The sequence below is a fragment of the Chitinophaga pinensis genome, assembly GCF_007896845.1.
Taxonomy (GTDB): domain Bacteria; phylum Bacteroidota; class Bacteroidia; order Chitinophagales; family Chitinophagaceae; genus Chitinophaga; species Chitinophaga pinensis_C.
In genome coordinates, this window is the sequence record NZ_VOHS01000008.1 from 228,980 (window position 1) to 242,254 (window position 13,275).

Consider the following 13,275-nt stretch of genomic DNA (forward strand, 5'->3'; position numbering starts at 1 on the left):
AAATTACCTATATCGTGAAAACCAGTACTCCAAAAATTGTGTCGTTCTCTACTATCAGAGAGCAGTTTGATGTATCCCACTACGATCTTATCAATTGCATCGACGAAGGCAATGTTATTCTTTTTGATGGTAACACCCATATAGACGGTGACCTGGATACCAACCGGGCAGAAACCTTCTGCGAAGATCCTGTGCTGGTATTTGTTAACGGAGACCTGACCGTAACCGGCGATATAGCCATGGGCGATTCCTACCCTTCGCTGATGGTACTGGGTAATGTGCATTGTGACGTACTTTATAGCGGAGATGAAATGATACATATTACCGGTAACGCAACGGTGAAGTATGCTTTCTACGGATACTATAACCATGGTTCTATTACTGTGGAGGGCAAGACATATGTTCCTTATGTGCTCAATGCAGATCACGCTTCCGGCATCACACCGGAAGGCGCTGTGCTGATCAACCTATACAGCGATCACAATGATTTCTTTGACTATGACTATACCAGTAAAGATCTGGCAACTGCCATGGTCAAACCGGCGCTGGACAAAAATGGCGAGGCCGATGCATGGAATATTATTGGTCTGCTGAGAAAGGGCAAATCTCCTTTTAAAAAGAATATCAAACCACCCAGAGAGGTCTACGAAGAACAACTGAGAAAACTGACGGGTAACAATCCGGAAGCTGTCACAGAGCTGGATTTGACAGAAAAGAAACTGAAAGCATTTCCGAAGTCACTGGCTTTGCTCAGCAACCTGCGTAAACTGATACTATCAAAGAATGAAATACAGGAAATTCCGGATGAAATAGGTGCATTGACCCAGCTGGAGGAACTGTATTTAGTGAATTGTGATCTGCAGAAAATATCAGCAGCCATCGGACAATTGACCAACCTACGTATACTGGATATCAGCGGTAATTATGAACTGCGTCAACTGCCTGAGAGTTTTAAATCATTAGCTAATCTGAGAACGCTGAAAGCAGATCATGTCGGACTGGAACTACCGGAAACCTATATACTGCCGGCAAATCTGGAAGAGATCAGTTTTTACAGCGCTTATAAGGATCTGAATAAATTCTTTGCATTCCCTTATGCGATACTTCAGCTGAAACACCTGAAAGTGCTGGACCTGCGGGAGAACTATTTCACAGAACTGCCACCCGCATTCGACCAGTTACCGTCACTGGAAACATTCCTATGGACCGGCAGCCGTACCAATGCGACTGTGTTTCCTGATTTTACAAAGCTGAAAACACTTAAAAAACTGGTCATCAGCCGCAAGTTACTCAGCTGGAAAAAGGAAGTATTCAATATACCAACACTGGAGCATCTGGAAATAGACAGGCACAAGGAACAAAAGGAGTATTTTGACGAAGCGACCCTACAGATCTGGCAGGAGATGGCACAGGAGGATCCTGAAGAATACAGACATCTGCAAAAGATCATGGACAATAAAAAGCAGGAAGCAGATGGAAAATTCTCCTGTATCATCAGTCCCGGCATTACCCCTGAAGATGTACAGGACATCAATAAGCTTCCCGGACTGAAATATCTGGATCTGTCTTTCAACGAACTTCCCTACCTGCCGGAAACGATCTACGAGCTGAAGGCACTGGAATACCTTGATCTGAGATATAATAAGTTCAGTGAAGAGGAAAAGGAGAAAATCATGCAGGGATTCCCGGCAACGAAAATAGTATTCTAAAAGCCGGTTCGTTAAGCGCAGGGCTTATAAACAAAAAGGCGATACAGCAGGACATTGCTATATCGCCTTTTTTAGTAGCCTCGACAGGAATCGAACCTGTATCTGGAGCTTCGGAAACTCTTATACTATCCATTGTACTACGAGGCCAAAGCCATCCTGTTCATCAGGAAAGGAAGGCAAAACTAAGGTATTTAAAGATCAATTACAAAAGGGGATGCCACTCATTTTTTTAATTCAAATTGAGATTGGTCTTGAAGATCTTTACTGCGATCGCCAGCAGAATAACCCCAAAAAACTTACGCACCACCATCAAACCCGCTTTACCAAGTATACGTTCTATCCAGTTCAGAGAGCGAAGTACGACGTAAATGATCACCAGATTGAGCAAAATACCTGCGAGGATATTGGTCTCTTCATAGTTGGCTTTCAATGACATAATGGTTGTCAGTGTACCCGAACCTGCAATCAGGGGGAATGCAATCGGGATCAGACTACCTGTTTTTGTGTCTTTTTCGCTTTTGAAGAACTCAACGCCGAGGATCATTTCCAATCCGATTACAAAGATCACAATCGAGCCTGCAACGGCAAAGGAATGCACATCTACGCTCAGCAAATTGAGGAAAGGTTCTCCTACCAGCAGGAAAAGCACCATCAGGAAACCGGATGCAATAGTCGCCTTCCCGGAATCAATATGGCCAAGCTTCTCTTTCAGTGAAATCAGCACCGGGATAGAACCAACAATATCAATTACCGCGAAAAGCGTGAAAGTAATAGCCAGAATCTGGTCAAAACTGAACATAGGAGTAACGTGTTTTAAACAAAAATAACGGTTTAATTGGTTATTACATATGGAAATATACTACTATACCTCGAACTAGTAAGGACATTAAAAAAGGCGTCCCTCCAATGGAGAGACGCCTTTTCCGTGATTCGGTCAGATGATCAACCCGGCATGCGGGACAGGTATTTATCCATTTCTTTGATCTGACTAACTATTTGACCTGTAGTAGCTTTCTGTGCTTTCGCCCTGCGGAGGTAATCTTTAGCAGTTCTGAAGTCACGACGGCTCATACAGATAGAGGCAAGGGTCAGTAATGCAGCAGCGGTATTTTCCTTATCAGGCAATCCCATACGTACCGCTTTTTTCAGGTTCAGGTCTGCGCCTTTCAGGTCATTCTTCTGATAAGCGATGGTACCCAGCTGGAAGTACTGCATACCTTCATATTCCTTCATCGGACTACCAGACGCGATACTCTGACGGATAGTAGCTTCCGCTTTGTCAAGATCCTGACTCTGCATCGCCATGTTACTCTGCATGAAGTAATATACCGAGCGGATAGGTTTATACAGCAGCTTAGGAAAAGCGATCTTATCCATCATTCTCATCGCCCTGTCAATATCTCCGGCTTCAACAGCTTCCTGTACCAGCCTCATTGGTCCGAACATAAAGTGCGTAACAATGCATACTACGGCTATCAGCAAAGGAATAGTAGCTTCCCACCATCCTACCGTAATACCCAGCGCAACACCACCCACCAGGAAAAGGATCCCTAATGGCAGACGATATAGAATAAATAAATTAAATGCTTTCATTTGCGAATCTTGTTTTTAAAATCAGATAGAGCCCTTACAAAGTTGCACGTTTTACCGCTTATTACATTATAAGAGGCGCAAAGATAAATAAAAAAAGATGTGCCGATATTAAGAGATTCTTTTACCTTTGAATCATCAGATGATATGATGACTTAAGTTATGACAGCTATCAGAAAAAACAGTCTTGCCGACGAAGTAGCCCAGCGGCTACAGGAACAAATCTCTCTTGGCACCTATAAACCGGGCGAAAAACTGCCCACTGAACCTGCACTGATGCAGACTTTTGGTGTCGGTCGTTCTTCTATCAGGGAGGCGGTACGTATTCTGGCCAACAGCGGGGTACTTCGTGTACAACAAGGTCTGGGTACTTTCGTAGAAGCCAGCACAGGCATTGAAGAACCATTCCCGCAGCGTTTAAAACGGGCTACAGCTGATGATCTGGATGAGGTACGCCTGCTCCTTGAAATGAAGATTGCCCAGAAAGCAGCGCTGAACAGAACAGCTGAGGATCTGGTTAAGATGGAAGACTGGCTTCGCCAGAGGAAAGAAGCCGCCAATATTGATGATACGGCAGCATCCATTGAGGCGGATATCAATTTTCATATTTCTATTGCAGAAGCGTCGGGCAACAGCATACTGACGGACCTGTATAAGACGGTGGCACATCACCTGAAAAATCACTTCCTCGCACAATTCAAAAACGCGGAGACTTTCAGAGAAACCCAGCAATTGCATAAAAATCTACTTAACAGCATCAGTGCGCAGGACCCGCAGAAGGCCTGGCATTGGGCGCAACGCATTGCACAACACAACAACGAAGAGCCAACAAAGTAAACAGTCACTATGGAAAAGACTTTACAGGAAACAGCCAAAGCACAGGCCCAACAGGCAGCCAGCAATACCGTATTTTCTATACTGCTGGCACTGAGTTTTTCACACATGATCAATGACACCATACAGTCACTGATCCCTGCCATCTACCCTATTGTAAAAGATTCATTAAAGCTTAGTTTCAGTCAGATCGGACTGATCACGCTGACCTATCAACTGACGGCATCACTGCTGCAACCTTTGGTGGGGCTTTATACAGATAAACGTCCTCAACCCTATTCACTGGCTATCGGGATGGGCTTTACCCTGCTTGGACTCATCAGCCTTTCACAGGCACATCATTTCTATCTTGTATTGGTGTCTGTAGCACTTGTAGGTGTAGGATCTTCTATCTTCCATCCGGAAGCCTCCAGACTGGCCTACATGGCTTCAGGCGGGAAACATGGTATGGCACAGTCACTCTTCCAGCTGGGAGGTAACGCAGGTAGTTCATTAGGACCATTACTTGCGGCAATGATTATCGTACCAAAAGGGCAGTCCAGCATCAGCTGGTTTGCACTGGCAGCCTTACTGGCGATTGTAGTGATGTTAAATATTGCATCATGGTACAGGAATAACACACATCGCATCCGCAGTAAATCCAAAGGAGCAGATGATGTACAACATGTACAATTATCAAAAGGGAAAGTAACATTTGCGTTAAGCATATTACTGGTGCTGATCTTCTCCAAATACTTCTATATGGCGAGTATGACCAGTTATTATACATTCTATCTCATTGATAAATTCCATATCTCCGTACAGAGTGCACAGGTATACCTGTTCATCTTCCTGTTTGCGATTGCTGCAGGTACCTTTATCGGCGGTCCTGTAGGCGACCGTATCGGCAGAAAGTATGTGATATGGATCTCTATTCTTGGTGTAGCACCCTTCTCATTGTTATTGCCACATGCCAATCTGCTCTGGACATCTGTGCTCAGTGTTTTCATCGGCGTGATACTGTCATCTGCATTTTCTGCAATACTTGTATATGCGCAGGAACTGGTGCCGGGTAAAGTAGGAATGATCGCCGGACTATTCTTCGGACTGGCGTTCGGGATGGGTGGTATCGGATCTGCACTATTAGGGAAACTGGCTGACAGCACAAGTATCAGCTATGTATTTGATGTATGTGCCTATCTCCCGCTGATAGGATTGCTCACAGGTTTCCTGCCCAACGTAGATCGTACAGGTAAAACAAAATAAAAAAAACCAGCTCACCGGTCCCTTGTGGTAAAAGGAATTTTATCACCAGAGACTGGTGAGTGCATTATTAGATAAAACGCTCTGGGTTTCATCAATTAAATAACCATTAAGACACAATCTTTATATAATAGCGTAATAATGTTCAAGCAATAAGTTTAAGTGTGATTCGTGGAATAACGGGATATATTCTTGTATCGCGTAACGTAGTCTGTCCTTCAGGTCTTGTTTCAAAATTAGCAGGTGATGCTGAAATAACATAGCAGTTACAGACTGGACAGTGAATTTTAACACCCCCATTTCCTCCCCTCCCAACTATTCAGCTCCTACAACACTATTCAATAAAAAACATTATATTTATTCAAGCCTTTCTAAAAATCTCAAATACATATGGAAACAACGACGCAACGTGATGAACGACTCTGGAAGATTGCTAAGTCAAGAGCAGCTTTCAGAAATTCCCTGCTCATTTATCTGATTATGAATGCCTTTTTCTGGGTGCTCTGGTTCGTTACACAAGGCCCCGGACACCATGGCACACCGTGGCCTGTATGGCCGGCGCTGGGCTGGGGACTCGGACTGGCATTCCAGTACTTTAACGCATGGCATCGCGATCCATTTGGTGATGCTGTAAAAGAATATGAAAAACTGCAGGAAGAAAAGCAGCGCAGAGGCGTATAAATTCCACTACTTTTAACAGGCGTAACGCATGACACCAAAGCTTTCTATAAACATGGAGCAGCAGCCACGAAGATTATTTGATGTAATCGAACACCAGCTAAAGAATTTCCCAAAAACAGACATGCTGGTAGGAAAAGAAAACAATGTCTGGAGAAAATACAGCACACAGGAAGTAGCCGATCTATCATTGCGTTTCAGCGCCGGGCTGCTACAACTTGGAATAGGTAAGGGGGATGCAACTCCTGAAGGTTGTGATAAAATTGCGATCATCTCTCCTAACCGTCCGGAATGGGTGATCACAGACCTCGCCTGTCAACAGGCAGGCGCTATTCTTGCCCCACTATATCCGACATTAAGTGAACACGAAATGGAGTTTATCCTGAACGATTCAGGTGCTTCCCTCCTGTTCATCAGCGGAGAAGATATGCTTGAGAAGCTCAAACCCATCCGGCATAAACTGACGCATCTTAAAGAGATCTATTCTTTCAATAAAATAGAAGGCGTACGCCACTGGCTGGAAATTCCGGAAATGGCTACAAAGGCTGATATGGATCGCATACCGGCTATCCGCGAAGCGATAAAACCAGACCAGCTGGCCACTATTATCTATACATCCGGTACCACTGGTACGCCCAAAGGTGTAATGCTCACGCATGATAATATCATGAGTAACGTTACCGCCTGTATCCCCTATCTTCCTGTTAGTCTGGAAGCGAGGGCATTGAGTTTTCTGCCGCTGAATCACGTGTTTGAACGCATGGTGACTTATGTATACCTCACCGCAGGTGTGCCTATCTACTACGCTGAAAGCATGGATACTATCGCAGATAACCTGCGTGAGGTGAAGCCAAGTATCTTTACAACCGTTCCGCGTTTGCTGGAAAAGGTATATGAAAAGATCATGGCGAAAGGCCTCGAACTGAAAGGAGTTAAACGTGCACTCTTCTTCTGGTCTGTTGAATTGGGCAAAAAATATGAGATCAATAAATCATTGGGCTGGTGGTATAATTTCCAGCTGTCCATTGCCAATAAACTCGTATTCAAAAAATGGAGAGAAGCACTCGGTGGTAATATTGATGCCATTGTAGTGGGCTCCGCTCCCTGTCAGGTACGTTTATTAAAAATCTTTACTGCTGCGAATATTCCTATTCTGGAAGGATACGGACTGACAGAAACATCACCGGTGATCAGCGTGAACCGCGTTGATGAAAAAGATCGCATGTTTGGTACTGTCGGTCCGCTGATCAGTAATGTAGAAGTCAGACTGGCAGAAGACGGAGAAATCTGCTGTAAAGGACCTAACATCACACCAGGCTATTACAAACGCCCTGATCTCACCAAAGAATCCATCATCGATGGATGGTTCCATACCGGTGATATCGGCGTGCTTGTTAATAATAAGTTTCTGAAGATCACCGACCGTAAAAAAGAACTCTTCAAAACCTCCGGTGGTAAATTCGTGGCGCCACAGCCGATCGAAAACAAGTTCAAGGAATCTCCTTTTATTGAGCAGATCATGGTTGTAGGCGAGAACCGTAAATTTACCGGTGCACTCGTAGTACCTTCTTTCCCTAATCTGGAAAGCTGGGCAGCGAAAAAAGGCATTCGTACCAGCAATCACGAAGAGCTACTACAAAACACTGATATCCAACAACTTTACAAACAGGTAGTAGAGAAATACAACCAATATTTCAGCCATATCGAACAGATCAAAAAGTTCGAATTACTGCCGAAAGAATGGACAATCGCCAACGGAGAATTATCTCCCACCCTGAAAGTGAAACGGAAAGTGATCGCTCAACGATATGAGCAACAAATTGAAAAAATCTACAATTAAGTGGTATTGCTGTGCAATTTTTAGGCGTTTTGCTTGAAATATATAAAAAACGTTTACTTTTGCACTCCACTTTAGGGTTTTTGCCCTATGGCCCGGTAGTTCAATGGATAGAATAGAAGTTTCCTAAACTTTAGATACAAGTTCGATTCTTGTCCGGGCTACAAAATGAAAGTCAGCAGTTTTGCTGGCTTTTTTTATTTCCAGATGTCTTCATAGACCATCTTCTACCCAATGACCTTCCTACCCATATGATTTGAACTTCACAACAATGTCCGCCACCCCGGTTCATGCTTTCTTTGTATCACAATTCAAAACGAAAGCAACACATGAAAACAATATTCATTACAGGGACCTCCAGCGGTCTCGGCAAAGCAGCAGTACAGCTGTTTCATCATCATGGATGGAATGTAATTGCCACCATGCGTAATACCGGAAAAGGGGAAGACTTCAGCGGATTAGAAAGGGTAACAGTACTCCCATTGGATATCACCAATCCGGAGCAGATCAGGTCAACCGTAGCGGCGGCTATTGCTCTCGGACCAATTGACGTTGTGCTGAACAATGCTGCTTATGGCGCCGTAGGACCATTAGAAGCCTTTGCAGATGAAGATATCTCCAAACAGATAGACACCAATCTGCTGGGAGCAATCAGAATTACCCATGCATTCACCCCTCATTTCAGAGCGCAACAAGGTGGTATGTTCATCAATGTCACATCAATTGCCGGTCTCGTTACCTTTCCTTTTGCCAGTCTGTATCATGCAGTAAAATGGGGACTGGAAGCATTCAGCGAAGGAATGACCTATGAATTGGCTCCATGGGGAATCGGCGTAAAGACAGTAGCGCCGGGATTTATCCGTACGGCTTTTGCGGCTAATATTAAACAAGCGACCGCAGTTCCTTATCAGGAAGCATTTGACCGGTATACAAAAGTAGTGGAAGGTATGATGGATCCAAATACTGCCGGCTCTACCGCAGAAGAGGTAGCAGCAGTCGTATATGAAGCCGTAACAGACGGCAAAGATCAGGTACACTACACCGCTGGTGCAGATGCGAGAGGCATGTACGAAAGACGTCTGGAAGTCGGAGCAGAAGCTTCCCGTCATGAAATGTCAACAATATTCTTAGGCTGATAATGCCATTGGTCAGGTCAGCAATGGCCTGACCTTCTTTTAAGTATATTTATAACATGGCAGCTACAACAGATCCAAACATACCGCAGATTGTCTATGCCTGCGTTTCACATAAAACCGTTGACGCAGAATTGCTGGTCAGGCAACATGTGATCGAATACATTCTTGCCGGCACCTCGATCGCGTATTTTGGCAATAAATCACAGACCTTTAAGGCCGGTGATATCCGTTTCGCGGTAAGAAACAGGTTAAGCAAATTTGTAAAACTGCCGCATGAAGGCGAAGAATATCGCTCAATTGCTATCTGCATTGATAAAAACACCTTGCTGGATATATCAGCACCATATGAACGGAGTATTGCAGCCAGTCAGCATTATGACAATGTGCTTCCACTACGGCCCAACCATCTTTTCAAAAACTATATTGACTCCTTGTTACCTTACCTCGAACATAGCCACCAGATCACCGGAGAATTGCTAAAAACAAAAGTGAAAGAAGCCGTACTGATATTCATGGAGGCCAACCCCGAACTCAAACGTCTTCTCTTTGACTTCAGTGAACCGGGGAAAATAGACCTGCAGGAGTTTATGGAAGAGCACTATCAATACAGCGGCGATCTGGAACATATGGCTTATCTCACCGGCCGGAGCATTTCCACGTTTAAGCGTGATTTCGAAAAGATATTTCACACGACTCCTGGCAAGTGGCTGATACAGAAAAAGCTGGAAGCAGCACATGTCTTGTTAAAAGAAAAGAAAATGAAGCCTACAGACGTATATATGGAGGTTGGCTTTAATGACTACTCACATTTCTTTACGGCATTCAAAAAGCTATTCGGTACTTCGCCCTCTATGGTCGTCTGAGTACTTCATTATCAAGCTGCATAAAACCCGGAAAGTCCAATAAAACCGCCTTAATAAGCAATTGATAATCAATAATATTTAGGACTTGTAGACGCTTTGTAAATGCCCCTTTTTCACATTCTTCCCTTATTTCTGCTTTCTTTACGCCGTCGAAATTACTCCGGCCTATATCCAACTGTTTGACGATATCAATTAACTCCTTCTTACAAAGTCGGGGGATATACTATTTATCCCCATTTCAACCCATATGCAGACTAAAAGGCGCGTGAACGATCCATAAACCAGCGTCCTTTTAGTCGGCGGGGACTGAACGCAGCTACAGGAAAAATGGTAATTCTTACCTTTGTAACACAGTTAGCCATTTTCAACACACAATTCCCGTTTATGACATTTTACAAGTACCTGTTTCTTATTGTTTTACTATTATTCTACTCAGCATGTCAGTATGATCCATACGCACACATGTATACGACCCATAAACCGGACTTCGAAGATCTTATCGGCACTTATAGGTTCGGCGAACAAACAGTATCGCAGGACACAGTTAACAAGGCTGGAAAAGAGAGTTACATCGAACTAAGGAAAAACGGCACTTATACGATCTGCGATATGCCTGACGTCTTTCCAGAGCATGTGAACAGTTCAAAAAAAAGGATCAAAGGCAATGTTTCTGCCAAAGGAAAATGGAATATCGAAAGTGTAGGCAATGTAGATAACGGATCAAACGTAGAGACACACTGGGGCATCGGATTAACAAACTTCAATAAACAATATACCAGCATAGGATTCTTGGGTAATAAACCACCTTATGACATTATAATCACACTAGGCGATCCCGACGCAGGCGAAGTCCTTATTTTCATCAGAGAAGAATAAGTCCTGACCGCTAAAGAAGTCTTATTCCTGATTATCTCCTTATCATCTTACGTTAATGCTACCTTTTTTACGTAGCATTAACGTAAGATGAGTATAGTCAGACTATAGTCAGACCATATATGAAAGAGCTGAACGCTACAAAACTACTCTACTGCTATGCAGCCACGTTTCAGCAGACCTGTTATTTTGTACGTCAGGAATGATAGAGTGCATGCTTAAATCGCTTCGCCAATAATCCGCTTGCTTTTTCCGGATCAATTTCAACAACTACAACGCCGACATCCCCATATGCTGCATGTGCGATACAAGTACCATCGGGAGCGACCAGTGAAGAGGCAGCATGTGAGTAGCGGCATGCATAATTAGAACTGGCCGTATAAATTGTATTTTCCATTGCTCTGAGCATGACTGCCTTTTCGTAGTAAGGATTCTCTTTTGCGCCCCATTCTTTCAGTTCCACACCTTCCGTTTCACTTCCACCAAAATGAGGCATAAATACGATCTTCGCATCTTGCTGTGCAGCCCATCTCACAGATTCAGGATAACGGAATCCTTCATGACAGATCGTAATACCAAACTTCACTCCATTCACTTCAAAAATACTACGGGTAGTGCCAGCTGTCCACCACTCATCCTCTGTCGGATCAAGCTGGTTTTTCGTCTGATAGCCCAATACTTCGCCCTTAGCGGAAACGACAAAGGCAAGATTCACCAGCTGCTCATCTATATACCAATCCATAGGAACAATAATCGTAATAGCGTGTTCCGCTGCGATGTCGCATACTTTCGCCAGCGCATGCAATAAAGACTTTCTGGAACGATCTTCCGGGGTATATCCCATACCCGGATAACCAGGCAGATATGATTCAGGAAAACAGATAATTTCAGCGTTTTCAGCAACGGCTTCTTTTACCAGTTTTTCCAGCCAGAACAGTCCATCCTGCAAGGACTTCGGGAAAGGAGGTGACGCTAATGCAAGTTTCATAAAGACGGTTTATATGCGGGCAAAATTATAGAATATGCTTGTATAGTTTGTTGTATATTCATAGATATCGCCACCATATGAAATTTCCTATAGTACTGTTATCTGCTATGTTATTTATCTCTGGTTGCGCCACACTGCAGGAAACGGGCGGAATAACACAACAACCACCATATACGCCTCTTCATGAAAAAGACGTTGCATCACTACGAACATATTACAGTACAGATACACTGATCATCCGTGACACATATGTAGGATATGCAACGACCGTACCTTTAAAGAGAGTAGAAATTTTAAGACCTTACACTATTCTTGAAAAATGGGATGGTAAGCATAAGCGATATTATGCATTGGACAGCCAACAGGATTTATCGGGCGCCCAATGCCTGCAAAAAGCCTAAACGATCAGTAAGCACATGACTGCTGATGATCTTTCCATCTTTCAGTTCATACTTGACAATCCCCTCTCCTGTCACATGTTTTCCTGTAGCAGGAATGTCCTGAAAAGTTCCCTTATGGGTGCCCTCGAATTGCTGGAATACAACCACTTTATCATCTTCTGCTACCATGTCTTTAATCAGCCATTGTGCATCCGGAAAGGCAGCGATCAATGGTTGTAATTGTTGCCCGAATGTACCCGGATAAGTAGCTGAAACGAACTGAGATACATTGGACATATCTCTTTTGTTGAAGACTTCTTCATACATCTTTTTGATTACTGCTTTGTTGTTCATGGTATGCTCCGTTTTTTTTATTGTCTGCGCTGCTGATAATAAAGGCATTACTATTACAGCCGACAGGAATACTAAAAATTTCATTGTTTGTTTTTTACAAAACTAGCTACCAGCCGCCACGCCGAATTGTAAAAAATCATTGATTTATCTCCGTAGCATTTACCAATAAAACAATAGTCAGTGTAAAGATGGGATACACACAGTAACTATAGCCAACATTTACCTGCCGAGTAGGTACGGGCATGGCCTGCGATGAGTACCCGCTCTCCATTATCAGTACAGAATAAGGTTCCTAGTCGTTCAGATAACTGTAATGCTTTCAGTTCCTTTTTCCCCAGCTTTTCACTCCAGTAAGGAATGAGTGAACAATGGGCAGAGCCTGTTACAGGATCTTCCAATATCGAAGCCTGTGGCGTAAAAAAGCGGGATACAAAATCACAGTTTTCGCCGGGTGCGGTGATGATCACTCCTCCCGGATCAAGATTGATCTGGTCCAGCATCTGCCGGTCTATCTGTATATCACGGATATCCTGTTCAACGGCATATACCAGTACATAATCTCTCGCCTTTAATACAAGCTGTGGTTGCTTACTCAAAGAACGGCTGATCACATCGGGTAATGCAGCGGATACCGGCTTTCTGGAAGGAAAGTCCAGTACATACCGCTCCCCGCTGAAAGTCACTTTTAATGGTCCACTGGCAGAAGAAAACAGTATACTGTCTTTATCGTAATTAAGGAACGTTTTAATCACATGTGCTGCAGCCAAAGTAGCATGACCACACAGGTCCAT

The 13,275-nt window shown here is 43.7% G+C and carries 14 protein-coding genes and 2 tRNA genes; 10 read left to right on the forward strand and 6 right to left on the reverse strand.

Annotated elements, in window-relative coordinates; all coding sequences use genetic code 11:
- Positions 1-14: 14 nt before the first annotated feature.
- Positions 15-1,709: a leucine-rich repeat domain-containing protein gene (locus tag FEF09_RS11165; protein WP_146305184.1), complete on the forward strand. Its 1,695-nt coding sequence runs from the start codon at positions 15-17 to the stop codon at positions 1,707-1,709.
- A 75-nt stretch (positions 1,710-1,784) separates the two neighbouring features.
- Here FEF09_RS11165 and FEF09_RS11170 read toward each other — a convergent pair.
- The 3 genes from FEF09_RS11170 to FEF09_RS11180 form a co-directional block, all read right to left on the reverse strand.
- A tRNA-Arg gene (locus tag FEF09_RS11170) sits at positions 1,785-1,856 on the reverse strand.
- Positions 1,857-1,938: 82 nt separating this feature from the next.
- Entirely contained in the window at positions 1,939-2,508 is a 570-nt protein-coding gene (locus tag FEF09_RS11175; RefSeq protein WP_146305185.1) for a MarC family protein, read from the reverse strand.
- Positions 2,509-2,651: 143 nt separating this feature from the next.
- Positions 2,652-3,302 (reverse strand): tetratricopeptide repeat protein, encoded by a 651-nt coding sequence (locus FEF09_RS11180; protein ID WP_146305186.1) that lies wholly within the window; start codon positions 3,300-3,302, stop codon positions 2,652-2,654.
- 159 nt (positions 3,303-3,461) lie between these two features.
- Between FEF09_RS11180 and FEF09_RS11185 the strand changes: the two genes are divergently transcribed.
- The 8 genes from FEF09_RS11185 to FEF09_RS11220 all read left to right on the forward strand — a co-directional run bounded on the left by FEF09_RS11185 (position 3,462) and on the right by FEF09_RS11220 (position 10,765).
- Positions 3,462-4,136: a FadR/GntR family transcriptional regulator gene (locus FEF09_RS11185; RefSeq protein ID WP_146305187.1), complete on the forward strand. Its 675-nt coding sequence runs from the start codon at positions 3,462-3,464 to the stop codon at positions 4,134-4,136.
- A 9-nt stretch (positions 4,137-4,145) separates the two neighbouring features.
- On the forward strand, positions 4,146-5,378 hold the full coding sequence (locus FEF09_RS11190; RefSeq protein ID WP_146305188.1) for an MFS transporter: 1,233 nt from the start codon (positions 4,146-4,148) through the stop codon (positions 5,376-5,378).
- A gap of 387 nt (positions 5,379-5,765) precedes the next feature.
- On the forward strand, positions 5,766-6,056 hold the full coding sequence (locus FEF09_RS11195) for a 2TM domain-containing protein (RefSeq protein WP_012788789.1): 291 nt from the start codon (positions 5,766-5,768) through the stop codon (positions 6,054-6,056).
- Between the two features lie 28 nt (positions 6,057-6,084).
- On the forward strand, positions 6,085-7,893 hold the full coding sequence (locus FEF09_RS11200; RefSeq protein WP_186774293.1) for an AMP-dependent synthetase/ligase: 1,809 nt from the start codon (positions 6,085-6,087) through the stop codon (positions 7,891-7,893).
- 89 nt (positions 7,894-7,982) lie between these two features.
- A tRNA-Arg gene (locus tag FEF09_RS11205) sits at positions 7,983-8,054 on the forward strand.
- 165 nt (positions 8,055-8,219) lie between these two features.
- Entirely contained in the window at positions 8,220-9,026 is an 807-nt protein-coding gene (locus FEF09_RS11210; protein WP_146305189.1) for an SDR family oxidoreductase, read from the forward strand.
- A gap of 56 nt (positions 9,027-9,082) precedes the next feature.
- Positions 9,083-9,889: a helix-turn-helix domain-containing protein gene (locus FEF09_RS11215; protein WP_146305190.1), complete on the forward strand. Its 807-nt coding sequence runs from the start codon at positions 9,083-9,085 to the stop codon at positions 9,887-9,889.
- Between the two features lie 462 nt (positions 9,890-10,351).
- On the forward strand, positions 10,352-10,765 hold the full coding sequence (locus tag FEF09_RS11220; RefSeq protein ID WP_146305191.1) for a hypothetical protein: 414 nt from the start codon (positions 10,352-10,354) through the stop codon (positions 10,763-10,765).
- A 193-nt stretch (positions 10,766-10,958) separates the two neighbouring features.
- Here FEF09_RS11220 and FEF09_RS11225 read toward each other — a convergent pair whose 3' ends face one another.
- Positions 10,959-11,750, reverse strand: a complete 792-nt coding sequence (locus FEF09_RS11225) for a carbon-nitrogen hydrolase family protein (RefSeq protein ID WP_146305192.1) — start codon at positions 11,748-11,750, stop codon at positions 10,959-10,961.
- 77 nt (positions 11,751-11,827) lie between these two features.
- On the opposite strand from FEF09_RS11225, the gene FEF09_RS11230 reads away from it, so the two are divergent.
- Positions 11,828-12,151 carry a hypothetical protein gene (locus FEF09_RS11230; RefSeq protein WP_146305193.1) on the forward strand — a complete coding sequence of 108 codons (324 nt, stop codon included), beginning with the start codon at positions 11,828-11,830 and terminating at the stop codon, positions 12,149-12,151.
- Here FEF09_RS11230 and FEF09_RS11235 read toward each other — a convergent pair.
- Both FEF09_RS11235 and FEF09_RS11240 read right to left on the reverse strand, forming a co-directional pair.
- On the reverse strand, positions 12,119-12,568 hold the full coding sequence (locus FEF09_RS11235; protein ID WP_146305194.1) for an ester cyclase: 450 nt from the start codon (positions 12,566-12,568) through the stop codon (positions 12,119-12,121). The genes FEF09_RS11230 and FEF09_RS11235 overlap by 33 nt on opposite strands.
- Before the next feature lie 122 nt (positions 12,569-12,690).
- Complete coding sequence (locus FEF09_RS11240) at positions 12,691-13,275, reverse strand: PhzF family phenazine biosynthesis protein (RefSeq protein WP_261387414.1); 585 nt, start codon at positions 13,273-13,275, stop codon at positions 12,691-12,693.